The 21,935-nt window shown below is 69.9% G+C and carries 25 protein-coding genes and 1 pseudogene; 14 read left to right on the top strand and 12 right to left on the bottom strand.

What is annotated here, in order from left to right:
* Positions 1 to 8: 8 nt before the first annotated feature.
* Positions 9 to 656 carry a hypothetical protein gene (locus BS329_RS28100; protein ID WP_076164219.1) on the bottom strand — a complete coding sequence of 216 codons (648 nt, stop codon included), beginning with the start codon at positions 654 to 656 and terminating at the stop codon, positions 9 to 11.
* Positions 653 to 1,075 carry a helix-turn-helix domain-containing protein gene (locus BS329_RS28095; protein WP_143253236.1) on the bottom strand — a complete coding sequence of 141 codons (423 nt, stop codon included), beginning with the start codon at positions 1,073 to 1,075 and terminating at the stop codon, positions 653 to 655. The genes BS329_RS28100 and BS329_RS28095 overlap by 4 nt, the downstream gene beginning before the upstream one ends.
* A gap of 151 nt (positions 1,076 to 1,226) precedes the next feature.
* Between BS329_RS28095 and BS329_RS28090 the strand changes: the two genes are divergently transcribed.
* Complete coding sequence (locus BS329_RS28090; protein ID WP_076164217.1) at positions 1,227 to 2,357, top strand: methyltransferase domain-containing protein; 1,131 nt, start codon at positions 1,227 to 1,229, stop codon at positions 2,355 to 2,357.
* Here the strand turns inward: BS329_RS28090 and BS329_RS28085 are convergent.
* The 3 genes from BS329_RS28085 to BS329_RS28075 are packed head-to-tail and all read right to left on the bottom strand — an operon-like array spanning position 2,346 to position 3,757.
* Complete coding sequence (locus tag BS329_RS28085; protein WP_076164216.1) at positions 2,346 to 2,978, bottom strand: P-loop nucleotide/nucleoside kinase family protein; 633 nt, start codon at positions 2,976 to 2,978, stop codon at positions 2,346 to 2,348. The two genes, BS329_RS28090 and BS329_RS28085, sit on opposite strands and share 12 nt — an antisense overlap.
* A 2-nt stretch (positions 2,979 to 2,980) precedes the next feature.
* Positions 2,981 to 3,355, bottom strand: coding sequence for a TFIIB-type zinc ribbon-containing protein (locus tag BS329_RS28080; RefSeq protein ID WP_076164215.1), 375 nt, complete (start codon positions 3,353 to 3,355; stop codon positions 2,981 to 2,983).
* A 33-nt stretch (positions 3,356 to 3,388) separates the two neighbouring features.
* The gene (locus BS329_RS28075; protein ID WP_076164214.1) at positions 3,389 to 3,757 is read right to left on the bottom strand and encodes a VOC family protein; all 369 of its coding nucleotides are present in this window, start codon (positions 3,755 to 3,757) and stop codon (positions 3,389 to 3,391) included.
* 60 nt (positions 3,758 to 3,817) lie between these two features.
* Between BS329_RS28075 and BS329_RS28070 the strand changes: the two genes are divergently transcribed.
* Positions 3,818 to 4,318 carry a CGNR zinc finger domain-containing protein gene (locus tag BS329_RS28070; RefSeq protein ID WP_084750234.1) on the top strand — a complete coding sequence of 167 codons (501 nt, stop codon included), beginning with the start codon at positions 3,818 to 3,820 and terminating at the stop codon, positions 4,316 to 4,318.
* Positions 4,319 to 4,597: 279 nt separating this feature from the next.
* On the opposite strand, the gene BS329_RS28065 is transcribed toward BS329_RS28070, so the two are convergent.
* The gene (locus tag BS329_RS28065; RefSeq protein WP_076164212.1) at positions 4,598 to 5,896 is read right to left on the bottom strand and encodes a DUF445 domain-containing protein; all 1,299 of its coding nucleotides are present in this window, start codon (positions 5,894 to 5,896) and stop codon (positions 4,598 to 4,600) included.
* Positions 5,897 to 5,925: 29 nt separating this feature from the next.
* On the opposite strand from BS329_RS28065, the gene BS329_RS28060 reads away from it, so the two are divergent.
* A complete protein-coding gene (locus tag BS329_RS28060) occupies positions 5,926 to 7,089 on the top strand; it encodes a pyridoxal phosphate-dependent aminotransferase (RefSeq protein ID WP_076164211.1) in 1,164 nt (387 codons plus the stop codon).
* 15 nt (positions 7,090 to 7,104) lie between these two features.
* Here the strand turns inward: BS329_RS28060 and BS329_RS28055 are convergent, their stop codons facing one another.
* Positions 7,105 to 7,578, bottom strand: coding sequence for a sigma-70 family RNA polymerase sigma factor (locus tag BS329_RS28055; protein ID WP_076164210.1), 474 nt, complete (start codon positions 7,576 to 7,578; stop codon positions 7,105 to 7,107).
* Between the two features lie 365 nt (positions 7,579 to 7,943).
* Between BS329_RS28055 and BS329_RS28050 the strand changes: the two genes are divergently transcribed.
* Positions 7,944 to 9,014 (top strand): hypothetical protein, encoded by a 1,071-nt coding sequence (locus tag BS329_RS28050; RefSeq protein ID WP_244197316.1) that lies wholly within the window; start codon positions 7,944 to 7,946, stop codon positions 9,012 to 9,014.
* Between the two features lie 516 nt (positions 9,015 to 9,530).
* Here BS329_RS28050 and yczR read toward each other — a convergent pair.
* Complete coding sequence (yczR, locus tag BS329_RS28045; protein ID WP_076164209.1) at positions 9,531 to 10,985, bottom strand: MocR-like transcription factor YczR; 1,455 nt, start codon at positions 10,983 to 10,985, stop codon at positions 9,531 to 9,533.
* 61 nt (positions 10,986 to 11,046) lie between these two features.
* On the opposite strand from yczR, the gene yczE reads away from it, so the two are divergent.
* Positions 11,047 to 11,679, top strand: coding sequence for a membrane protein YczE (yczE, locus tag BS329_RS28040; protein ID WP_076164208.1), 633 nt, complete (start codon positions 11,047 to 11,049; stop codon positions 11,677 to 11,679).
* 73 nt (positions 11,680 to 11,752) lie between these two features.
* Here yczE and BS329_RS28035 read toward each other — a convergent pair whose 3' ends face one another.
* Entirely contained in the window at positions 11,753 to 12,277 is a 525-nt protein-coding gene (locus BS329_RS28035) for a Clp protease N-terminal domain-containing protein (protein WP_076164207.1), read from the bottom strand.
* Positions 12,277 to 12,486, bottom strand: a complete 210-nt coding sequence (locus BS329_RS28030) for a sigma factor-like helix-turn-helix DNA-binding protein (protein WP_004559389.1) — start codon at positions 12,484 to 12,486, stop codon at positions 12,277 to 12,279. Before BS329_RS28030 ends, BS329_RS28035 begins: the two co-directional genes overlap by 1 nt.
* A 61-nt stretch (positions 12,487 to 12,547) precedes the next feature.
* Between BS329_RS28030 and BS329_RS28025 the strand changes: the two genes are divergently transcribed.
* Together BS329_RS28025 and BS329_RS28020 are read left to right on the top strand one after the other, a co-directional pair.
* Positions 12,548 to 13,378 (top strand): protein phosphatase 2C domain-containing protein, encoded by an 831-nt coding sequence (locus BS329_RS28025; RefSeq protein WP_076164206.1) that lies wholly within the window; start codon positions 12,548 to 12,550, stop codon positions 13,376 to 13,378.
* A pseudogene (locus BS329_RS28020) lies at positions 13,375 to 13,923 on the top strand (DUF998 domain-containing protein); the annotation flags it as partial. The gene BS329_RS28025 and the pseudogene BS329_RS28020, both read left to right, overlap by 4 nt.
* Before the next feature lie 81 nt (positions 13,924 to 14,004).
* Here the strand turns inward: BS329_RS28020 and BS329_RS28015 are convergent.
* Positions 14,005 to 15,009: a D-cysteine desulfhydrase family protein gene (locus tag BS329_RS28015; protein ID WP_076164204.1), complete on the bottom strand. Its 1,005-nt coding sequence runs from the start codon at positions 15,007 to 15,009 to the stop codon at positions 14,005 to 14,007.
* A gap of 74 nt (positions 15,010 to 15,083) precedes the next feature.
* Between BS329_RS28015 and BS329_RS28010 the strand changes: the two genes are divergently transcribed.
* From BS329_RS28010 to BS329_RS27980, 7 genes are all read left to right on the top strand, one after another.
* Positions 15,084 to 16,466: an amidase gene (locus BS329_RS28010; protein WP_076164203.1), complete on the top strand. Its 1,383-nt coding sequence runs from the start codon at positions 15,084 to 15,086 to the stop codon at positions 16,464 to 16,466.
* Entirely contained in the window at positions 16,463 to 17,011 is a 549-nt protein-coding gene (locus tag BS329_RS28005; protein WP_143253235.1) for a TetR family transcriptional regulator, read from the top strand. The genes BS329_RS28010 and BS329_RS28005 overlap by 4 nt, the downstream gene beginning before the upstream one ends.
* Positions 17,008 to 17,886 carry an oxygenase MpaB family protein gene (locus BS329_RS28000; RefSeq protein WP_076164201.1) on the top strand — a complete coding sequence of 293 codons (879 nt, stop codon included), beginning with the start codon at positions 17,008 to 17,010 and terminating at the stop codon, positions 17,884 to 17,886. Before BS329_RS28005 ends, BS329_RS28000 begins: the two co-directional genes overlap by 4 nt.
* Positions 17,887 to 17,970: 84 nt before the next feature.
* The gene (locus BS329_RS27995) at positions 17,971 to 19,419 is read left to right on the top strand and encodes a hypothetical protein (RefSeq protein ID WP_076164200.1); all 1,449 of its coding nucleotides are present in this window, start codon (positions 17,971 to 17,973) and stop codon (positions 19,417 to 19,419) included.
* The gene (locus BS329_RS27990) at positions 19,416 to 19,823 is read left to right on the top strand and encodes a FixH family protein (RefSeq protein WP_084750232.1); all 408 of its coding nucleotides are present in this window, start codon (positions 19,416 to 19,418) and stop codon (positions 19,821 to 19,823) included. The genes BS329_RS27995 and BS329_RS27990 overlap by 4 nt, the downstream gene beginning before the upstream one ends.
* 17 nt (positions 19,824 to 19,840) lie before the next feature.
* Complete coding sequence (locus tag BS329_RS27985) at positions 19,841 to 20,974, top strand: hypothetical protein (RefSeq protein ID WP_076164199.1); 1,134 nt, start codon at positions 19,841 to 19,843, stop codon at positions 20,972 to 20,974.
* The gene (locus BS329_RS27980) at positions 20,967 to 21,515 is read left to right on the top strand and encodes a hypothetical protein (RefSeq protein ID WP_076164198.1); all 549 of its coding nucleotides are present in this window, start codon (positions 20,967 to 20,969) and stop codon (positions 21,513 to 21,515) included. Before BS329_RS27985 ends, BS329_RS27980 begins: the two co-directional genes overlap by 8 nt.
* 59 nt (positions 21,516 to 21,574) lie before the next feature.
* Here the strand turns inward: BS329_RS27980 and BS329_RS27975 are convergent, their stop codons facing one another.
* The gene (locus tag BS329_RS27975) at positions 21,575 to 21,829 is read right to left on the bottom strand and encodes a DUF397 domain-containing protein (RefSeq protein WP_076164197.1); all 255 of its coding nucleotides are present in this window, start codon (positions 21,827 to 21,829) and stop codon (positions 21,575 to 21,577) included.
* Positions 21,830 to 21,935 lie beyond the last annotated feature (106 nt).

Below are 21,935 nucleotides of genomic sequence, written 5' to 3'. Positions count from 1 at the left end.
CGCGGACCTTACTTCTCGGTCGTCTTCGGCGCGGTGGCCGGCTTCTTGGCGACCGGGCTGGTGGTGGTGCGGCGCACGGGGGGCGTGGTCTTCGGCGCGGTCTTGTTGGCGGCCTTGCGCGAAGCCGAGCGCGTCTCGTGCGCGAGGTCGTCGCCGATCTCTTCGACCTCACCGGCGATGTCGACGGCGACCTCGGAGACCTTGCGGGCGGTCTTCTCGCCCACCGAGCGGGTGCCCTTGGTGACCTTGCCGAGCACGGTGTCGATGCGCTCACGGGTGTCCGCGGTCGCGTCCTCGAGCTGCTCGATGGCCTTCTTGACCTGCGGCTGCGCGGCGATCTTGTCCCACGCCTGCTCACCGGACTCGGCCAGCTTGTTGTACAGCTTCAGCGCGGCTTCGGTGTACTCGTCGATGACCTTGCGCAGCTCGGCCGGGTCCAGCTTCTCGCGAAGGCCCTCGACGTCGTGCGGGAGCTCTTCGATGTTCTTGCGAGCGGCCTCGCCACTCTCGACGACCTTCTCCTTGGCCTTCGCCACGGCGTCGACGACAGCCTGGCCTGCCAGGTTCCCGGCGCCGAGGGCGGCGAGCAGCGGGGTGCGGACCTGGTCGAGGGCGGTGTGCTTGCGGTCGGTCTTGGTGTTCGTGGCCGTGGTCATGCTGTCTCCTTGGGTTTGGCGGCTTCTGCTTTGACTGGCGCTGCGTCTGTGTTCGCCGCCTGCCCTGTCTTCGCGGCGGCGTTCTCGCGGCGGAACGATTCGTAGACGTCGAGCAGTACCTGCTTCTGCCGCTCGGTCAGCTCGGTGTCGGCGCGGATCGAGTCGCCGACCGGGCCGCCCGTGGGCAGATCGAGGATTCCCGCTTGCACGTAGAGCGCCTCGGCCGAGATACGCAGGCCCTTGGCGATCTGCTGCAGGATCTCCGCGCTGGGTTTGCGGACCCCGCGCTCGATCTGGCTCAGGTACGGATTGGACACGCCGGCGAGTTTCGACAGCTGCCGCAAAGAGATCTTCGCCGTGCTGCGCTGCTGGCGGATGTACTCGCCGATGTCGGAAGCGATGTCCGCGACCTTCTCCATCGGTCCGCCCGATGGGGGCTGGTCCCGGTTGGTGTCTGACATCGGTCACCTCCTCGCGACGCCTTCAACGCTACGCGCGAGTGCTAGCTATTGCAAGCAGTGTGCTTGCAACCATCGGGTGTGTTGCCGCTCACCCGGCTACGGTGGAGGGATGTCGAGTGCGACGCGGTTGCGGCGGCGTCTCGTCGAGCATCTGCTCGCCGAAGGCGCGCTGCACGACGCGCGGTGGATGACCGCGTTCCGCACCGTGCCGAGGCACGTCTTCCTGCCGCGGTTCTTCGTCCCGGCGGCGAACGGCTGGGCCGCGATGGAGAACGGCGACGACGGCTGGCTCGAACGCGCTTACTCCCCCGAAGTCCTCGTCGTCCAGCTCGACGACGACTCCGGTCTCTGGGAACGGGCGCGCTACCTCGGCGCGCAGCCGGGGACGCCGACGAGTTCGTCCAGCCAGCCGTCGATCATGGCGATCATGCTCGAAGAGCTCCGGGTCGCCGACGGGCACCGGGTATTGGAGATCGGCACGGGGACCGGCTACAACGCCGCCCTGCTGTGCCAACGGCTCGGCTCGGGGCTCGTGTACACCGTGGACATCGACCCGGAGCTGGTCGACGCCGCGCGCGAAAGGCTCGCGGAAGCCGGGTACGCGCCTTCGTGTGCCGCGTCCGACGGCGCCGAGGGCTTCCCGGCAGGCGTCCTCTACGACCGGGTGCTGTGCACGTGCTCGGTGTCGTCGATCCCGCCGGCGTGGCTGGAGCAGACGGTGCCGGGCGGGCTGATCGTCACCACGCTGAACCGGCCGATCGGCGGCGGCCTCGTCCGGATAGTCGCGGGCGAAGGCGCGACAGGACACGGGCACGTCCTCGCCCGCGACGGTCGCTTCATGCCGCTGCGCGCGCACAGGTTCAAGCCGTCGAAGGTGCCGGACGGCGACCTCGCCTGGCGTCCGACCCGGCTGCCGATGGGAGCCATCACCGAAGTCCGCAGCCGCTTCGAGTTCTTCGCCGGGCTTCAGCTTCCCGGGGTGTCGGCGCTGCGGGACGGCCACAACACCGCCCTCGTCCACTCCGACGGCTCCTGGGTGCGGCACCGGAAGCGGGGACACGGGTTCGAAGTGGCGGAAGGCGGGCCGCGGCGGCTTTGGGAGCAGGTCGAACGCGCGCAGGAGGACTGGCTGGAACTCGGCCAACCCTCGCGCGACCGGTTCGGGCTCAGCCTCGACGGCGACGACCAGGTGATCTGGCTGGACTCCCCCGAAGGCCTGACCTGGCCGCTACGACCGTGAAAGCAGGCCCCGCACCCACGTCTCCACGCGGTCGACGGCGGCGTCCACCGGAATGTGGGTGGTGTCGAACACCTCGACCGGCGGTTTCAGCGACGGCGCTTCCCTCCGCAACCACTCGTTGAACTCCAGCATCTCCTCGACCCGCTCCTCGTCCCATTCGCGCCAGGCGGGCCGGGCCAGCAAACGCTTGCGCAGGGCTTCTGGCTCACTGACGAGCGCCAGGTAGTGGATGTCGGAGAAGAAGACGCGCTCGGGCAACCGCTCGAACTCGGGCGGCGCGACGGTGCCGCAGAGCACGACCGGCCGCCCGTTCTGGTGCAGCATCGCCGCCATCCGCAGCCAGGTCGAGCGGAAGGCGGGGTGGCCGGGGACGTCGTCGCGCAACGCCCCGGTCCACAGCACGTCCTGCTCGACCACGAGCGCGAGGTCGCCGAGCCGGTCCGCCAGGCGCGGCCCGACCGTCGACTTGCCCGCCCCGCTCGGCCCGGTCAGCGCGAACAGGGGGAGCCGCCGGAACGGCCACCGGTGCGCGCAGTCCGCGCACACCAGCAGCCCGCTCTCGACTTGTGGCCGTTCGGCACGATCACCGCAGGCCGGGCAGATCTTGAGATCGAGGACCACGGTCAGTCGAAGAGACCCTCGAGGAAGCCGCCCTTACGACGCTTGCCGTGGTGGCCGTACCCGTGCGGGGAATCGGCGTGGCCGCGGTAACCCTTGGGCGAATCCGCGTAGCCGCCCCGGTACCCCTTCGGCGAGTCGGCGTACCCGCCGCGGTGCGGGCGCGGGGAATCCGGCCGCCCGTACTGCGGAGCCGGCGCGTGCCCACCTCCCTGGTACGGCGGAGGCTGATGCCCGCCGTAGTAGGAGTTCTCGGCACCGGCGATGGCCTCCAGCTCGCCCCGGTCCAGGAAGATGCCGCGGCATCCCTGGCACTGGTCGATGTGGACACCGTTCTTGTCGACGGTCTTCATCTGGTTCTGGCACTTCGGACAAATCACGTATCAGAGGTTACGCATTTTTCGCGTCCGAGGTCAGCAGGCGCACAGACAAAACGGATGACCGGCCGGATCCGCGTAGACCCGGAAGGTCTCCGGGGAGTCGTCGAGCAGCTTGGCGCCGATGGCCAGCGCGCGCTCGTGACCGGCTTCGAGGTCGGTGACGTCGAGGTCGACGTGCGCCTGCTGCGGGTTCTCCGCCGACGGCCACGCGGGCGGGCGGTAGTCCGGCACGCGCTGGAACGAGAACCGCGCGCCGCCCTCCGGGTTCCGCAGGGTCACCCAATGGCCGTCCGCGGCGACGTCGGCCGCCTCCCAGTCGAGCAGCTCGCGGTAGAACTCCGCCAGCGCGACCGGGTCCGGACAGTCGAGGGCCACCGCGCCGAAGGTCGGTACCGCACCCATGATTCAGCCTCCACGATGATCGAGTAACCAGCGAACAGAGTATGCGGGTTATCGGAGCCGATGACAACAGGTCCCGCCCGTACACTGGGCGAGGTGAACACCGACGCGTCCCTGGTGGTCGAGTTTTTGAACACGGTGAGCGTCGAACTTGGCGCCGACCTCCTGGACGATCTGGAGACCTGGCAACGCTGGGCCCGTGATCACCGGCTGCGCGCGGATACCCCCGCGGCCGCGCGCGAAACCCGGGACGCGCTGCGCTCGGCGATCGGCGATCCGCGGCTGCCCCGGCTCGGCCTGCGCGCGCCGGCGGAGATCGTCCTCGGCCCGGAAGGCCCGCTCCTGGTCGCGGAATCGGTCAGCGAAGCGGTGATGGCGGCATCGACCCGGCTGACCGTGCTCGGCGAGTGGGTCCGGCTCAAGATCTGCCCGGCGGACGACTGCCTGTGGGCCTTTTACGACGAATCGCGCAACCGGTCGCGGACGTGGTGCTCGATGCGGGCGTGCGGGAACCGGGAGAAGGCACGGGCCTGGCGGGCGCGGACGGCGGACGTCTCGACCTGAGGCGCCTCCGGCGGCGACCGATCGATGAGTGCTCGCTGATCCGGGCCGCCGTTTCCCTGGCTGAGCCGAGGGACGGGGTCTTCACGCGCTGTCGTTGACTATCGGTGACTACGCCACACGACCACAACTTCTGGGGTCACCCACCCCCGAGTTACCCCCAGGGGTTGTGCACACCGTTAGGCCAAAAACGTGAAATGTTGTGGATAACCCTGGGGATGACTCCACTTCCTGTGGACAACTCCCGGTGAGGCCCCCGGAGTGTGGTATAAGTGCCGCCGCTCAGAAGAGCAGCTGCGCGACCGCGTAAATGACCAGACCGGCGAGAGCGCCGACCACCGTGCCGTTGATCCGGATGAACTGCAGATCCCGGCCAACCTGGAGCTCGATCTTGCGCGAGGTCTCCTCGGCGTCCCAGCGCTCCACGGTGTCGGTGATGATCCCGGTGATCTCGCGGGAGTAGTTGGTGACCAGATAGGCCGCCGCGCCATCCACCCAGTTGTCCACCTTGGACCGGATGTGGTCGTCCGAGACCAGCCGCTCGCCGAGCGCCTCGAGTCCGGTGCGCACCCGGCGCCGCAGCTCGCTCGACGGGTCCTCGGCGGCGTTGAGCAGCATCTCCTTGGCCGTCGCCCATGCCGAACCGATCAGCTTCTGCACCTCGTCATGCCCCAGCATCTGGGATTTGACCTGCTCGGCGCGCGCCATCACCTCGGGGTCGGTCTGGAGGTCCTGGGCGAACTCGCCGAGGAACTTGTCCAGCGCCAGCCGCATGGGGTGGTTGACGTCGGTCTTCACCGCCCACACGAACGAGAGCACCTCGCCGTAGACCTTGTCCGCGAGCATCTCGTCGACGAATTTCGGCGACCAGCTCGGCGCCCGGTCCGACACCACGCGCAGCATCGTCGTGTGGTTGTCCCGCACCCATTCGTAGGCGCGATCGCACATCAGGTCCACCAGCTTGTGGTGCGCCCCGTCGGCGAACACGCCGGCCAGGATCTTGCCGAGCGGCGGTCCCCACGGCTTGTCCACGATCCGCTTGACCACGGCCTGTTCCATGATCGCCTGGACGTCCTCGTCACGGAGCACCTTGACGGCGGCGCGCACGACGGTGGCCAGTTCGGAGGTCACGCGTTCGGCGTTCTTCGGCTGCGAGAGCCAGCCGCCGAGCCGCTTCGAGACCTCGACCCGGCTCAGCTTTTCGCGGATCACGGACTCGGACAGGAAGTTCGAACCGACGAAGTCGCCGAGGCTGCTGCCCAGCGCGTCCTTCTTGTTCGGGATGATCGCGGTGTGCGGGATCCTGAGCCGCAGCGGATGCCGGAACAGCGCCGTCACCGCGAACCAGTCCGCGAGCGCGCCGACCATCCCGGCTTCGGCCGCGGCACGGACGTAGCCGACCCAGCCCGGCCAGCCCTCGGCCTCGGCCCAGCTGGTCAGCAGGAAGATCACCGTCGCACCGAGCAGGAACGACAGCGCGACCATCTTCATCTTGCGCAGGCCGCGGCGCTTCTCCTCCTCGGCGGCGGTTCCACCGGGCGGATCGGCTGGGGTCACCTTGGCGGGCGTCAGTTGCTCCACACGGCCATTGTCCGTGAGGATGGCTGATCGTGCGCGAACCTGTCCTCGTACCCCGCCTCCAGCCCTTCACGTCGACCATCTTCGCGGAGATGACGGCACTGGCCGTCCGCCACGAAGCCGTCAACCTCGGCCAGGGTTTTCCCGACACCGACGGACCCGCCGGAATGCTCGACGCCGCCAAGAACGCGCTGTTCGGGGGCGCGAACCAGTATCCGCCGAGTCCCGGACGGCCGGAGTTGCGCGCGGCGATCGCGCGGCATCGGCTCCGGTACGGCGTCGAGTACGACCCCGGCACGGAGATCCTGGTCACCGCCGGGGCCACCGAGGCCATCGCGGCGTCGCTGATCGCGCTGACGCAGGCCGGCGACGAGGTCATCGTCATCGAGCCGTACTACGACTCGTACGCGGCCGCTGTCGCCATGGCGGGGGCCGAGCGGCGCGTCGTCGGCCTTGTCGAACGCGACGGCCGGTTCGCGCTGGACGTCGAGGGCCTGCGTGCCGCGGTGACCGACCGGACCAGGGCGATCCTGGTCAACTCGCCGCACAACCCGACCGGCACGGTGTTCACGCGCGCCGAACTGGAAGCCGTCGCCGCGCTGTGCGTGAAGCACGACCTGATCGCCATCACCGACGAGGTGTACGAGCACCTGGTCTTCGACGACGCCGAGCACTTCCCGCTCGCGACCCTGCCCGGTATGCGCGATCGCACGGTTTCGATCTCCAGCGCAGGCAAGACGTTCAACTGCACCGGCTGGAAGATCGGCTGGGTCTGCGCGAGCCCCGAACTGGTCGCGGCGGTGAAGGCGGCGAAGCAGTTCATCACCTTCGTCTCGGGCGGCCCGTTGCAGCCTGCCGTCGCCCACGCGCTGGACCACGAACTGCCGTGGGCCGAGGAGCTGCGCACGAGCCTCCAGGGCAAACGGGACCGGCTCGCCGCGGGCCTCGCGGAGGCGGGGTTCGCGGTCCGGCCGACCGCCGGGACGTACTTCATCTGCGTCGACGTCCGTCCGCTCGGCTTCGCCGACGCCGCGGAACTGGCCTGGGAACTCCCCGAACGGGTGGGTGTGGCGGCCGTGCCCGTGAAGGTGTTCACCGATCACCCGGACGAGTGGAAACACCTGCTGCGTTTCGCGTTCTGCAAGCGCAACGAGGTCATCGACGAAGCCGTCTCCCGATTGCGCAAACTGCGGTGACTCGTCTGATGTCCATCAGGCCCAGCCACCCTTTTCGAGAGCCCTTTCGAGCCGGTCCAGACACCGTCTCCGCACCCTGCCGACACTGGCCGGACTGATCCCCAGCTCCCTCGCGAGCTGGGCGTAGGACAGCTCCGGGCGGTGCGCGAGCAGCCACATCAACCGCCGGTGCGGGTCCGGCAGGCGATCGACCGCCGCCCACAGTGCGCGGTCGCGTTCGGCCCGGACGACCTCGGCCTCCGGGGTCGTGTCCGGAGCCGGGAGCGGACGCGGCGTTTCGCGCCTGTTCCTGGTGATCATCCGGAGCGCGCGGCGCCGCGCGGTGGTCGTCAGCCAAGCCCGGAGCTTCGCTTCGTCACGTAACGCGCCCGGCGCGCGAAGCAGTTCCAGCCAGGCGTCCTGGCAGACATCCCTGGCGTCGGCTTCGCTCAGCCGGTAGACCTTCAGCGCGCTGAGCACCGCCGCCGAAACCGTTTTCACGTCCCACATCGCGGACTCTCCTTTCCGGGCGGCTCGCGTCCGCCGCCTCGATCACCGAACGCGACTTCGACGGCACGCACCGCAGCAAGGATCCGGAAAAGGTCAGGTCACCGAGTATTTGAGTAGTTCCACCCGTCCCCCGATGGCCCCCGGGCACATACCGAGAGTGATCAACTTCGGTACTCCAGGTACCGGAGCCGGTTGCGTCGTTCCGCCTAACGGGCTGGATCAGCGGCGGCTGAGGTGAAACACTCCCCTCCGGTGCTAAAACTGGTGCAGCCCCGGGGGAACTGCGACCTGACCGGAAGAGACCCCAAGCAAGATCGGACTCACGCGGAGAACGTGGGTTTCAGGCGCGGACGGTGGTGATTGCTGTGAGTGGTCCGGCAGTCGTGCGCCGTCGCGGCCTCGTCGCCCCGAAAGCGGGAGCACGATTCCTTTTCGCGGGCGGGCTGGCACTCACGGGCTGGATCCTCGGCGCCGTCTTGAGCACGCCGGCTTCGGCTGAGGAACAGACCTCCGCGACGCCGGAGACCTCGGTGATCCAGCCGTCACCCGAAACGACGACTACGCCGAAAGAGTCCACTTCGGACTCAAGCGAGACCGGAACCTCGAAGGCCAAGTCACCGCAGAGAGAGCCCGCTCCCTCGAAGAGCGAGGAGCCTGAGGCCGCCGTCGAGCAGAAGGCCGTTTCGAGCGCGAGTTCCGTCGAAAAGACCGCTTCTGCGGAACCGGCCAAGAAGACCCCGAAGCCTCAGGCCGCCAACGGTTTGCTGGGCGGCCTCATCGGTGGCGTGCTGGACATCGTCACGACCACGGTCGGCGGCGTCGTCGAAACCGTCGGCGGGGTCGTCGGCGGAATCAGCGAACAGGTCGTCGTGCCGATCCTCACGCCGGGCCCGTGCTGCGGTCAGGAGCAGCCGATACCGCTGCCGGGCGTCGGCGACACGCTCGACCCCGTCTTCGGCGGCGGCTCGGGCGAGCCGGCGAGCGGCTCGGTCACCATCGCCGTGCCGGCCAAGGCCACGACACCGAGCACGCCGGCCCCGAGCATCCCGGACCCGCGTCCGTTCGTCCCCGCCGAGGCTCCCGCCCCGGCGGCCGCCGCACAGAACCACCACCGCGTCGTCTCCTTGCCCACCCGGATCAAATCCGACGACCGGCCCGCTCCGGCGGCGCCCGCCGAGTCCGGCACGCACGCGTCCCCGGACGGCGGCGGCTCTGGCGGCGGCGGAGGAGGCCTGCCGAACACCCCGGTGGCCCCGCTCGCGCCCACGACGAGCGCCCAGCCAGGGCACGACCACTCCGGCGGCGGCCGCGGGCCGCTCGCCGTGCTCGACTCCGGATTCCCCGCCACGCAGCTGAAGCTCCTCGGAGCAGGCTGCGACCACGAAGGCGAGCGCACCGGCAGGGAAGCCGCGCTTCCCGCCACCTCCCCCGACTGACCTGACCGGGTCGCCGGGGAGAACCACGTCCAAACCAAGATCAACTTCGGTTTTCGGCGTCTCCTGAAATCCCTGGCACAAGTCGCGTTTCCGCCTGCCCTCATTCAGGTTTCCCGTCTTCCCGAACGGCCGACCGCGCCCGGCCGGTTCGGATCCCGGGCCCCGGCGCCGCGCTGCCCCTGCGGCGCCGGGACCAGCACCGGGTGGACTTCGGGGGTTTCTGCTCACCGCGCCGAGCAGGAGCCGGCCAAGCTCGAAGACCACCTGAACCGCGGGCGGTTCCCGGCACGTCGAGGGGCTGTGCCGGGTAACCGCCGCGGTGCCCGCCCGCGAGGCTTCGGCCTCGGGGCGGGCCGGATAGCCGGTGCGCTGGTCGTGCGGCGCCGATGCCCTCCCTGGAGCATCGGCCGCCCCGCCGGCGCACCGGCTATTTCCGTTTCCCACCCTCGCGTTTCGTCCTCTAGTTGCGGTAGTTCGCGCTACCAACTACCGCAACTAGAGGACGAAACGCGGGGGTCAGGTGACCTGGACGGCTATCGGGGTGGCCGTGGCGGGAGTCGCGGACACCGAAGCGGCGGCCGCGCCCAGCCGCCGCACGGCCTCGAAGAGCCGGTCGGCCGGAAGCGTGTACGGCAGCCGCAGCCAGCGCTCCAGTCCACCGTGGACGCCGAACCGGGAGCCCGGCGCCACCTGCACCCCGTGCCCCGCCGCCGCGACGGCCAGCCGCGTGCTCATCGGCTCCGGCAGACGGCACCACAGCGAAAGCCCACCCGGCGGCACGGTGAAAGTCCAGTCGGGGCAGTACCAGTTCAGCGCGCCGGTCAGCGCGTCGCGCAGGGCCCGTGTCTCCTCGCGGCGGTGGGCCAGCGCGGATCCACCGTCGTCCAGCAGCTCGGCGAGGACGAGTTGCTCGAAGACCGGAGAGCCCAGATCGACGGCGAACCGGGCCGCGACCAGCCTGCCGATGACGTCCTCCGAAGCACGGATCCAGCCGAGCCGCAGCCCGGCCCAATGCGATTTCGACGCCGAGCCGATCGTGATGCCGAGATCGCCCGCGAACGCGCCGAGCGGCGGCGGGCCGTCGGCCGGATCGCCTTCGAGGTCCAGTTCGACCAGCGTCTCGTCGATGATCGACGGCGTCCGCGCACGGCTCAGCGCGGCGGCGAGCCGCTCCCGGCCCGCCGCGTCCAGCCGGAGTCCGGTCGGGTTCTGGAAATCCGCGACGAAGTACGCGAGCCTCGGCGCGGATTGCCGCAGCGCGGCCTCGATCCCGACGACGTCCCAGCCGGTGGCCGGGTCCAGCGGCACCGGGACTCCGATGGCGTGCGCGGCGCCGATGGCTTCGAGCGCGTTCGGATAGGTCGGCTGCTCGACCAGCACCCGGTCGCCCGGACCGGCCAGCATCCGCAGGACCTGCACGAACGCGTGATGCGCCCCGTTGGTGATCATCACCTGGCCCGCGTTGGTCGGCAGGCCGCGTTCGGTGTAGCGGCGGGCGATCCGCTCGCGCAGGATCCGCAGGCCACGCACGTGATAGCCGTTCTCGCCGAGGTGGTCCGCCAGCGCCTTCCGCGCGGCGTCCACGGCGGGGACCAGGCCGGCGATGGCGGGCGGGCAGGCCTGGGCGAGATCGATGAGGTCCTCCCCGGACGGCAGCATCGTCTCCCGGCCCCGGCCACCGGGTGACGCGATCCAGGATCCGGCGCCGCGGCGGCTGGCGACCAGGCCGTCGGCCCGCAGTTTGTCCAGCGCGGCACCGATCAGGGTGCGGCTGACGTCGAGGGCGTCGGCGAGCTCTCGTTCGGCCGGGAGTCTCGTGCCGAGCGGGAGCCTGCCGTCGAGGACCAGCAGCTCGACCGCCGCCGCGAGATCCGCCGCGCCGTGACGAGAACCACTCCGCCGCCAACTTCCCAGCAAAGTGGCCAATTTTAGACCCGAAACGCGTCCAGTCAGCGGGATCAGCGGTTCCATAAGACCAATTCTTGCAGATTGGCCATGGTCAAGAAAGCCACTTACCCCCGATGGTGGCTTGGTGGCACTTACACTCGATCTCCGGCCCGTGGGCATCTCCCACGACACCACCCGTCGCTCGATCCAGCTCGTCGGCGGTCTCGCCCTCTATGGCGGCAGCATGGCCATGCTGACCAGGTCGGGCCTCGGCCTCGACCCGTGGGACGTGCTCCACGAAGGCCTGATGAAGATCACCGGTCTCTCGTTCGGCACGGTCACCGCGTTCGCTTCGGTCGCGGTGCTCCTGCTGTGGATCCCGCTGCGGCAGCGGCCCGGCATCGGCACTGTCGCCAACATCGTGGTCATCTCACTCACCGTCGACCTCGTGCGGATCTTCCTTCCCGATCAGCACGTGCTCGGCTGGCAGATCCTCAACCTGGTCGCCGGGGTCGTGCTCAACGGCCTCGCCGCCGCGATCTACGTCGGCGCGCGGCTCGGGCCCGGCCCTCGTGACGGGCTGATGACCGGCTTCGCGGCCCGGACGGGCAAGTCGATCCGGCTCGTCCGGACCCTCATCGAGATCACCGTGCTGGCCGCCGGCTGGCTGCTCGGGGGCACCGTCGGCGTCGGCACGATCCTCTACGCGCTCGCCATCGGGCCGCTCACGCAGGCGTTCCTGCCGTTGGTCGCCTGGCGAGAACGCGCTGAGAGCTAGTGCCGCGTGATCCTGCAGGTCTTACGCGTGATCAGGCGTAGATCATGCGAGATCTCCGCCTGGTCACGCGACGCTAGCTGGCCGCGCGACGCTCCAGCAGGCGCCGGACGGCGAGGTGGTCGATCCCGCGCTGCGCGAGGACGTCGGCGGCCACGCCGGGGATCGAGGTCAGCGCGAGCAGGAAGTGCTCGGCATCGATGCGCTTGTCCCCGACGTCGACGGCTTCACGAAGGCACTTCTCCAGCACCTTCTTCGCCTCCGGCGTGAAGGGCCGATGGCCGCGTTTGCTCCGCGTCCCACCGGTCAGCGCGCCCTCGCCGTGGGTCTGCTCGACCCGCTCGACGATGTGCTCGACGTCGATGCCGAACCCGGTCAGCGCTTCGACATCGGCGTCGCTCATCCCGCCCCGGCGGCGGACCCGCCGGAGGTCGTCGGACAGTTCTCCCGCCGGACAGCCCAAGGTGGTGAGCAGGCTCGTGTTCTGGGAAAGCGAGGTCAGCAGGTGGAGCGCGTCGACATTCGCGGACTTCTCGTCCGACGCGACGCGCTGCGACCCGAGGACGATCTCGCGGGCTTCGGGGCTGAAGCGTTCGAACATCAGTGCCTCCCGTACTTCTTGTGGACCGCTTGCCTGCTGACCCCCAGCTCGGCCGCGATCTCCTGCCAGGACCAGCCGTGCACCCGCGCGCTGCGGACCTGCACGGCCTCGAGTTGTTCCAACAACCGGCGCAAGGCGGCGACGGCGCGCAACCCCACGCGGGGATCGCGGTCACCGGCTCGCGCGGCCAGGTCTGTCGCTTCGGTCATGACGTCAACCTACATTGACATGTCGCCAGTGTCAATGCCGGTTGACAGTTAGGGTCGTGGCATGGTCGAAATCGCAGTGGCGGAAAGGGACGGAGTAGGCGCGGACGGGGCACCGCGCCCCACCGAAGACCACGTCGCCGTACTCGACAACGCCGTGGTGGTGCTCGACGGGGCGACCTCGCCGCATCCGGATCTGCCGTCCGGCGGCTGGTACGCGAGCCTGCTCGTGCACAGCCTGTCGCAGGCGCTGAGCGCGGAACCCGAGGCGGATCTCTCGATCCTGCTCGCCGAGTCGATCGCCGACGTCGCCCGGCGCGAAAGCCTCGCACCGGGGCGCTCGCCGTCGAGCACGGTCGCCATCGCGCGCTGGACTGACGACACCGTCGACGGGCTGGTGCTCGCCGACAGCCCGATCGTCGCCTTCGGGCCTTCGGGCGCCGATCCGCTCACTGACGACAGGCTGGTCTCCCTCCGCGACGGCGGTCAGCTCCGTACCGGCGCCGACGTCCGCGCGAAACGCAACGCGCCGGACGGCTTCTGGGTCGCCGAGGCGGAACCCAAGGCGGCCGCCGAGGCCGTACGCCGCAGCTGGCCACGCTCCGAGGTCGAGGCCCTGCTGCTGGCGACGGACGGCGTCGCGATCGGTGTCGACGAGTACGCGCTGTTCGACTGGCCGGAAGTGCTCGCCATCAGCCGGCAGCGCGGCCCGGACGCGGTACTCGACGCGGTGCGCACGGCGGAGAAACAGGACCCGGACGGCGACCGCTGGCCCCGCGCGAAAAGGCACGATGACCAGCTACTGGTACTGATCGAGCTAGGGGTGGCCCCAGGGAAAAACCGGGGGCTTCCCGGATCGGAAATCTGCGGCCGTGCGAGCACTCTGGACGCATGACGTTCACTGGGGAGTCCTCGCGTGCCAGACCTTGGCTGATCGCGTCGGCGGTGGCCATCGGCTGGGCGGTGTTCACGATGGTCGTACTGCACCTGATCAGCTCACGCGACCCCGTGTTCGACACGTTGTCGAGTTACGCCTATGTCGACCGCGGCACGGGCATGCTCGGCGCGAGCGTGCTGTCGCTGTCCATCGGCTCGCTCACCGCGCTCGGCGCGCTGGCCGCGGCCGGGTTCCGGCCCAGCCGCACCACGAAACTGCTTTTCGTGCTGTGGTCGCTGGGGCTGGCGGCGGCCGCGATCTTCCCGGCGAGCTACCCCGAATTCCCGGATCCGGTCAGCGGCGAGATCCACCTGTACGCGTGCCTCGTCGCGTTCCTCAGCCTGCCGGCCGCCGGGTTCACCCTGCGCGACAACCTGCGCGGCACCCCCGCGGCCAGGCAGATCGGCCGCCTCGCCTGGGGCAGCGCGGCCGGGCTGATCGTCTTCGGGCTCAGCTTCATCTTCGTGCGCCTCTCCGACATACCGTTCTTCATGACGCTGACCGACATCGCGCCGGTCGGCGTCGCGCAGCGGCTTTCGCTGGTGGCGCACGTGATCCTGATCGGCGGGATGCTGAAGGTCGCGTCAGCCGCCCACCGTGCCGGTGAATTCGGGCGCGTAACCGTAGAGGCCGGGCAGACCACCCGTATGCAGGAAAACGACGTGCTCCTCGGCCGCGAAATGGCCTTCGGCGGCCCAATCGACCAGCATGGCGGCCACCTTGCCGGTGTACACGGGGTCGAGCGCGATCCCTTCCGTGCGACCGAAAAGCCGCACCGCGTCCCAGGTCCCGGGGGTCGGGAGCCCATAACCGGGGCCGATCGCGCGGTCGTCGATGCGCAGTCCTTCGAGTGACGGCGGCTCGATCCCCAGCAGCACGGAGACCGCGGTGGTGAGGTCGGCCAGGTTGTCCAGGGCCTCGTCGACCGGATGGCTGACGCAGGCGACGTCGAGGGTCAGCCAGTCGAGCTTCGCCGTCCCGGCGAGGAGCCCGGCCGAAGTCCCGCCGCTGGCGTGCGGGACGACCAGCCGCGCCTTGGTGATGCCGCGGTCGGCGAGTTGCCCGGCGATCTCGTGCGCGGCCGCCACGTACCCGAGCGCTCCGACGGCGTCAGAGCCGCCGACGGGGAAGGTGGCCACCTTGCGGCCCTCAGCCGCGGCCTCGGTGATCAACCTGTCGTAGGTCCCGCCGGTCTCCTCGCCGTCGCGGCAGACGTGCACGTTCGCGCCGAAGAGGTGATCGAGCAAGACGTTGCCGGACCGTTCGTACGCGTCGCCGTCACGAGGAACCTTCGCGGTAAGCACGAGTTCACACCGCAACCCGAGCTTCGCGCAGGCCGCCGCGGTCTGGCGGCCGTGGTTGGTCTGCAACGCGCCGAAAGTGATCACCGTGTCGACGCCCGCCTCGATCGCGGCGCCGAGCAGGAACTCGAGTTTGCGCAACTTGTTGCCACCTACGCCGAGCGGATGCACGTCGTCCCGTTTGAGCAGCAGGTTCGGCAGGCCGAGCGCCTCGCCCAGCCGGGGTGCCGGATGCAACGGCGTCGGGTGACCGCCGAGGTCGACGCGGGGGAAGCGATCGAGGTTCATGCGGATCACGTAACCACACCGAGGCCACACGCTGGTATCGTTCGTTTGAACGAACGAGACACGCAGGGGGAGTCATGACCACCTCGAAACCGGAGCTCGCGTTCACCGGCTTGGCCGAACAGGCCTCGATGCTCGCCAGTGGAGCCACGACGTCTGTCGAGCTCACGCGCTTGGCGCTCGAGCGCGCCGAAGCCAGCCAGCCGACTCTCAATGCCTTCAAGTGTCTTCGCCCCGAAGAAGCCCTTCGCGAGGCAGAAGACGCCGACCGGCGCCTGTCCGACGGCGAGACCGCTCCCCTGCTCGGCGTCCCCACCGCGATCAAGGACGACCTCGACGTCACCGGCCTGCCGACGGCGTTCGGCTGCGACGGCGACTTCTCCCCCGCGACGGCGGACTCTCCGCCCGTCGCCGCGCTCCGCCGGGCGGGTGCGGTGCTCATCGGCAAGACCAACACCCCGGAACTCGGCCAATGGCCGTTCACCGAAGGCCCGGCGTTCGGCGCGACCCGCAATCCGTGGGACACCGAGCGCAGCCCGGGCGGTTCCTCCGGCGGCGCGGCGGCGGCCATCGCGTCGGGGGTGATCGCCGCCGCGCTGGGTTCCGACGGGGCCGGGTCGATCCGGATCCCGGCCGCGTGGACCGATCTGGTCGGGATCAAACCGCAGCGCGGCCGCGTTCCGACCGAACGCGAACTGTTCCACGGCCTGACCGTGGTCGGCCCCCTCGCGCGCACCGTCGCCGACGCGGCCCTGCTGCTCGACGTCGCGGCGGGCACCGGGACCGCGTTCCAGGCCGCCGCCCGCCGCGAACCGGGCAGGCTGCGCATCGGGCTGTCGACCCGGATTCCTTTCACCGCCACGAAAACCCGGCTCGACCCGCAAGCGCACGCGGCCGTCGTCCGGCTCGCGGAGCGGTTCGCCGAACTCGGCCACGAGATCGTCGAGGTCGAACCGGACTACCGGCTGATCGGCCTCACCTTCCTGCCGCGTTCGCTCGTCGGCGTACGTGACTGGTCTCGTCGCGTCCCGGATCAGGCCCGGCTCGACCCGCGCACGCGGGCCAACGCGCGGCAGGGCTCGGCGCTCGCCGGTCCGGCGCTGCGGCTCGCGCGGGCCACGGAACCGTTGCTGCAACGGCAGATCGGCTCGGTGTTCGGCCGGGTGGACGTCCTGCTCACGCCGACCACCGCGACGCCGCCACCGCGGATCGGCACCTTCGACGAACTCAGCGGCTGGCAGACCGACCAGGCCATGATCGCCGCGTGCCCCTACGCTTGGCCGTGGAACGTGCTGGGCTGGCCGGGGATCAACGTGCCTGCCGGGCCGAGCCGGGAAGGACTGCCGCTCGGCGGGCAGCTGCTCGGCCCGTCGCACTCCGAGGAACGGCTGATCTCGCTGGCCGCGCAACTGGAAGAGGTCGAACGGTGGCAGGACCGCGAACCCGAGACCGCTTGGTGAACACCCGCGAGTCGATCCTCCACGCCACGCTCGAGGTGGTCGGGGAACAGGGCGTCGGCGGGCTGACCAACCGCCGGATCGCGCGGCAGGCCGAGGTCTCCCTCGGCACGCTGACCTATCACTTCCCCAGCCAGACCGCGTTGCTGCGCGAGGCGATGCTGCTGTTCGCCGAGGAGGAGACCTCGAAGCTGACGGGGTTCGTCGACGCCTACCGCGAGAAGGGCCTGAGCGTCGAAGAAGCGGCGTCCGTGGTCGAGCAGGTGATCGCGCGACTGCCTTTCGGCACCGACGAACTCGGCGCGCACGAGCTGTACTTGCAGGCCGCGCGCGATTCCGGACTCCAGGACGCGGCCGCGCGGTGTTTCGCCGCCTACGACGAACTCGCGCTGGTGATCCTGCGGACGCTGGGGGTCCCGTCGCCCGAGCGGCTGACCGGTCCGGTCGTGGCGCTGATCGCCGGACTCCAGTTGCGCAGGCTCGCCACGGGCGACGACGGCGTGCCGGTGGCCCTGCCCTTGATGATGCTCATCCGCGGCGCGTCGTGACCGGCCCGCCGATCGTCAAGGGGACGGCGGCGTGGAGGTACTTCGGGGACTTCCGGGCCGGACTGCTGGCCGGCCAGGTGCTGGTGTTGCAGGTCGCGCATCCGGTGGTCGCCGCGGGGGTGCGCGATCACTCCGACTACGCCGAAAACCCGTGGACCCGGCTGATGCGCACGGCCGCGTCGCTGTCCATCTACGTCTACGGCGGCCCGGAAGGCGCCAAGTACGAGGCCGACCGGTTGCGCGCGCTGCACCGGTCGTTCACCGGCGTCGACGCCGACGGCCGCCGGTACAGCGCGCTGAACCCGCGCGCGTACGCCTGGGTGCACGCCACGCTCGTCATGGTTCCCGTTGACACGCAACGGTTCTACGGCAACCCGATGACACCTTCCGAACTGGACGAGTACTACACGCAGATGTGCGACGTCGGGCGGCTTCTCGGCCTGCGCGAGCAGGACTTGCCGCCGACGTGGCCGGAATTCGAGCGGTACTACGCGGAAATGCTTGCCGGCTTCGGGCCGAACGAGACGATCTCGACGTTGTTCGAGACGATCCGGACGGTGAAGAAGCCCTGGCGGTGGCTGCCCGACGAACGCTGGGTCCGGTTGCGGCGATGGCAGTACCTGGCGCAGATGTTCCTCATCCGGGGCACGCTCCCGCCCGCGCTGCGCGACCGGCTCGGTCTACAGTGGACAGACCGGGACCGGCGCCGGTTCGACCGGTTCCGTACCGTGGTGCGGCTGGCCGGCGGCCTGGTGCCGCTGACGTCGCGGTCCTCGCTCGTGCGCCGGATCGGGCGGCTCAACGTCTGGTTCCGGGCGCATCCGCGCGCGTATCGGTTCTTGGGTGGGGTTCAGGGCTCCCCCCACCCTGGGTAAGGGGAACCATCCCCTTCACGGGGGACCCCGGTTCACCCGGCGCCGTGACGCTTTCCCCGGCCCCGGTCGTTAACTTCAGCCAGGATGGGGAATTCACCGAGGAGGCGGCGCACGGCGCCGTTGGTCATCGCCCGCGCGCTCGTGCTCTGTGCGCTGGCGTCGTTGCTGTTGGGCGGCACGGCCCAGGCGGACGGCGTGTCGAGCGGGGCGGACGTCCAGGTCGCGCAGACGCTCGGCACCCGGGATCTCACGATCGTGCTGCGGCGGATGGACAGCGCGCCCGGTCCGCTGCACGTCGACGTCGTCACGCATGCCGGGAGCGCACCGGGAACGCTGACGCTGCGCGCGTCCACCGCGGGGACGGCGTTTTCCGAAACCACCGTCCAGCTGGACGGGAAACCCGGCGCTCATCCGGCGCTGTTGCGCGTCGACCAGCCGGGGCCGTGGGAACTCGGCCTCGACGACGGGACGGACACCGCGTCCATCCCGTTCCTTGTCCCGGCCAGGGTCATTCCCCCGTGGGAGAAGGCCACTTTCGGCGGTTTCGTCGCCGCGGGCGTGTTCCTGGTGCTCGGTCTCGTCGTGGCGATGCGCGTCAAACGCCCGCAGCTCGCGCTGGTCCCGGCTGGTGGCATGGTCGCCGCGCTCGCGGTCGCGATCACCGGGGCGATGCTCTCGGCGTCGACCCCGGCACCGCCCGCGCCGGGCACGGCACTGGATCCGACCATCGACAACGTCCAGGACCCGTACGCGAACGCCCAGCTGTCCACTGTGGACTTCTCTCGACCGCCGGTGAACCTGGCCGTACGGTCCCCGAACGCGCGGTCGGGCAGCCTCGCCGAAGTCCGGATCGCCTTGGCCGACGGCGCGACCGGCCGCCCGGTCGATGACCTTCTGGTGCACGACAACGCCTTGATCCACTTCGTCGTCATTTCGCCGACGGGCAGGCTCTGGCATCTGCATCCGGTGCGCGTCGGCCCCGGCGACTACCGCGTGAAGTTCACGCCGCCCGAGGCCGGCACCTACGCCGTCGCCGCGGAACTCGCCCGGCGAGGCGGTGGCGTGCAACTTGTCCGCACCACGATGGATGTCGCGACCGGCACGGACTCCCCCGCCGAACCCGTGCCGACAGGGGCGGGAAAGCGGGTCGTCAACGGGAACCCTGTCGACGTCGACGTCGAACCGGGTACGCCGACCACCATCACCGCGCGGTTCGGCAAGGCGGATCTCCAACCGTGGCTGGGCATGCTCGGCCACCTGATCGTCGTCGGCCCGATAACCGACGACAGCCGGGTCGGCGCGGCTGCCGCTGCCGCGCCGACCTGGGCACACGTGCACTCGATGATCCCGCAATCGCCTGGTATGCCGGGAAAACCGGACGAGACCGTCGCCGCGTACGGCCCCGGCGTCCCGTTCACCTACACCTTCGCCGCGCCAGGCGAGTACCGCGTCTGGTTGCAGGCCGAACGCGACTACACGGTGCTGACCGTGCCCATGCGGCTCGAAGTCCCGGCGGAAGGGGCACCACAGTGACTTCCACAGTGGACAGATCCAAGCCCGTCCTGCTGATCTCGGTGGTGGCCGTGCTCGTGGCGGCGATCGTGGCCTGGCTGGTGTGGCCGAGTAGCGGCGGGGCACAGGTCCAGCGCTCGACGCGGGGTCCGTACACCGTGCAGTTGTCGGTCGAAGACCCGCATCAGGGCGGCAATGTCTTCGCGGTGACCGTCACCGGCGGCGAGCCGGACGTGGTCACCATCGAACCCGTGATGCCGCAGATGGGGCACGCGCTCGCGCCGTCGCCCGCCATCGCGGAGGCACCCGGCCGGTATCGCACCGGCGACGTCCTGCTGCCGATGCCGGGGCAATGGGAGATCACCGTTTCACTGCGGGGGCCGTCCGGCGCCACGCAGCACGTTTTTCCTTTGCTGGTCAAGTAAGAGAGGGAGGTCGGGGGATGGATCTCACCGCGGGAGGAGCGAGGGTCGCCTCGGTGGCACGAAGTGAGCGCACCGGGCTGATCCCGGCGTCCACCGTGCTGGCCGGATCGGTGATCTCGCTGGTCGGGCTGACCTGGGACATCCAGTGGCACGGCGACGTCGGCCCGGACACGTTCTTCACGATGCCGCACCTGTTCCTGTATTCGGGCAGCGCGATCTCCGGGCTCGCGAGCCTCGTGGTCGTGCTGATGACCACGGCCGCGCGCCGGGCGGGCCGCCAGGCCGACGCGCGTGTCGGCGGTCGCGCGATCAACGTGTTCGGCAAGGTCTTCGCCGCACCGGCCGGCTATCTGGTGACCGGGACCGGCGCGGCGATGTTCCTGCTGTACGGCCTGTGGGACCAGTGGTGGCACGGCCTGTACGGCTTCGACGCGGTGATCGACTCGCCGCCGCACATCGGGCTGCTGTTGTCGATCACGCTGAGCATCATCGGGACGGTCATGGTGTTCGCGGCGGCGCGGGAGCACCGCTGGGGCGCCCTGGGCGTGGTCGGCACCCTCGGCGTGCTGATCGCGTTCAGCATGGTCACCGTGCTGGGGCTGGAACAGATCGACGTCGACGGGCTCGACGTCGTCTCCGTGGGCATCGCGCTGCTTTCGGTGCTGCTGGTCTCGGCGGGCGCCGGCTTCTGGAAACGGCCGGGCGGCGCGGTCCGGGTCGCCGCGGCACTCGCGGTCATCCAGGCGATCACCTGGTGGTTCTCGCCGTGGGCCGCGGAGGCCTACGCGAGCGCCGTCGGCCTGCCGATGCGGGACTACATCGACGGTGTGCCCGCGATGCCCTCGATGATGCCGATGGCGTTGCTGCCGATCGCCGTCGTACTCGAAGCGGTCTACCTGCTTTCGCGGCGCGGCTGGTCCGCGGGCCGCGTTTCGGTACTGGCGGGCGGAATCGGCGGTTTCCTGGTCGGCGCGAGCATGCCGATCCAGAACACCGTCGTCCACGGGGGCGGCTCCGTCGACTGGACGGTCGTGTTCGCGACGGCCGCCGTCGGCACGGTGCTCGGGCTGCTCGGCGGGTTCGCCGGGTGGCGGTTCGGCGGGATGCTGCGGCTGCTGGCCCCGGCGAAGGAGGACAACGCGCATGCGTAAGACACTGCTGGCGCTGGCGGCGGCGATCGGGTTGCTGTTCGCGACCACTCCCGCGGCGAACGCCTACGAACCGGTGAACATCGTCCACACCGAACGGGTGCAGGTCGGCCCGTACGGGATGACGGTCGGGTTCAGCACGTGGCCGTTGCGTGCCATGCAATCGCTGGACTTCACGTTCATCCCGGACGACGGGATCGCCGGGAAATCGGGGACGCTCGCGTTCCTCAATCCGGAGACCGGGCGGCTGGGCCGTCCGCAGCCGCTGGCGAAGCATCCGCGGAAACTGGAGGTGTGGGGGCTGGACATCCGGGCCCTCCAGGTGCAGGGCTCGTGGACGTTCCGGTTCGAAGTCGACGGGCCCGCGGGCAAGGGCGCCGGGGAACTCCGCGACCTGACGGTGCTCGAACAGCCGGGGCCGCCGATGGCGGTGAGCTGGTCGATCAGCCTGATCCCGCTGATCGTCCTCGCCGTCCTGATCACCATCGCCTGGCGGAGGACCAAGTCCAGGCTGCGTGGAGGAGGGCTCCCCGCGACGGTGTGACTCGAAGTGACCGAAGATCGGATGGCTCGCGTGTCCCGATGGGGCACGCGAGCCTTTCGTCATGGGCTCAAATCGAACTGTCCGGCCTTGACCGCCATGAGGAACGCGTTCCACTCACCGGAATCGAAGACGAAGACGGGACTCTCGGCCAGTTTGGTGTCACGCACTCCCACCAGGCCTTCCCTGCCCAGGTTGACCTCGACACAGTTCCCCCCGTTGGGCTCGCTCGCGAAGGATTTCTCCCACGCGGCGTCGTCGAACAGCGACACGGCCGTGGTCGGATCGTAATCCGCCGCCGATGGATAATCGGCCATTGGTCGTACCTCCGAACGTCGGTCGGGGGCGCGGGTCGCGACCTGCGCGAACCGTCACGGTCCCGGCTTCTCCCTGCCTCAACGGGACTATCCCGCACGGCCAAGT

This window comes from Amycolatopsis coloradensis (genome assembly GCF_001953865.1).
GTDB classification, from domain to species: Bacteria; Actinomycetota; Actinomycetes; order Mycobacteriales; family Pseudonocardiaceae; genus Amycolatopsis; species Amycolatopsis coloradensis.
Note: the sequence above shows the minus strand (reverse complement) of the source record. Positions and strands in the feature narration are given on the sequence as shown.

What these genes read in the sequence shown, in the direction of transcription:
- BS329_RS28095 (WP_143253236.1), bottom strand. Translation starts at nt 1,075, where the DNA reads ATGGAGAAGGTCGCGGACATCGCTTCCGACATCGGCGAGTACATCCGC.
- BS329_RS28025 (WP_076164206.1), top strand. Translation starts at nt 12,548, where the DNA reads ATGGTCGAAATCGCAGTGGCGGAAAGGGACGGAGTAGGCGCGGACGGG.
- BS329_RS27980 (WP_076164198.1), top strand. Translation starts at nt 20,967, where the DNA reads ATGCGTAAGACACTGCTGGCGCTGGCGGCGGCGATCGGGTTGCTGTTC.
- yczR (WP_076164209.1), bottom strand. Translation starts at nt 10,985, where the DNA reads ATGGAACCGCTGATCCCGCTGACTGGACGCGTTTCGGGTCTAAAATTG.
- BS329_RS28100 (WP_076164219.1), bottom strand. Translation starts at nt 656, where the DNA reads ATGACCACGGCCACGAACACCAAGACCGACCGCAAGCACACCGCCCTC.
- BS329_RS28010 (WP_076164203.1), top strand. Translation starts at nt 15,084, where the DNA reads ATGACCACCTCGAAACCGGAGCTCGCGTTCACCGGCTTGGCCGAACAG.
- BS329_RS28030 (WP_004559389.1), bottom strand. Translation starts at nt 12,486, where the DNA reads ATGACCGAAGCGACAGACCTGGCCGCGCGAGCCGGTGACCGCGATCCC.
- BS329_RS28035 (WP_076164207.1), bottom strand. Translation starts at nt 12,277, where the DNA reads ATGTTCGAACGCTTCAGCCCCGAAGCCCGCGAGATCGTCCTCGGGTCG.
- BS329_RS27995 (WP_076164200.1), top strand. Translation starts at nt 17,971, where the DNA reads ATGGGGAATTCACCGAGGAGGCGGCGCACGGCGCCGTTGGTCATCGCC.
- BS329_RS28070 (WP_084750234.1), top strand. Translation starts at nt 3,818, where the DNA reads ATGACAACAGGTCCCGCCCGTACACTGGGCGAGGTGAACACCGACGCG.
- BS329_RS27975 (WP_076164197.1), bottom strand. Translation starts at nt 21,829, where the DNA reads ATGGCCGATTATCCATCGGCGGCGGATTACGATCCGACCACGGCCGTG.
- BS329_RS28075 (WP_076164214.1), bottom strand. Translation starts at nt 3,757, where the DNA reads ATGGGTGCGGTACCGACCTTCGGCGCGGTGGCCCTCGACTGTCCGGAC.
- BS329_RS27985 (WP_076164199.1), top strand. Translation starts at nt 19,841, where the DNA reads ATGGATCTCACCGCGGGAGGAGCGAGGGTCGCCTCGGTGGCACGAAGT.
- BS329_RS28090 (WP_076164217.1), top strand. Translation starts at nt 1,227, where the DNA reads ATGTCGAGTGCGACGCGGTTGCGGCGGCGTCTCGTCGAGCATCTGCTC.
- BS329_RS28015 (WP_076164204.1), bottom strand. Translation starts at nt 15,009, where the DNA reads ATGAACCTCGATCGCTTCCCCCGCGTCGACCTCGGCGGTCACCCGACG.
- BS329_RS28055 (WP_076164210.1), bottom strand. Translation starts at nt 7,578, where the DNA reads ATGTGGGACGTGAAAACGGTTTCGGCGGCGGTGCTCAGCGCGCTGAAG.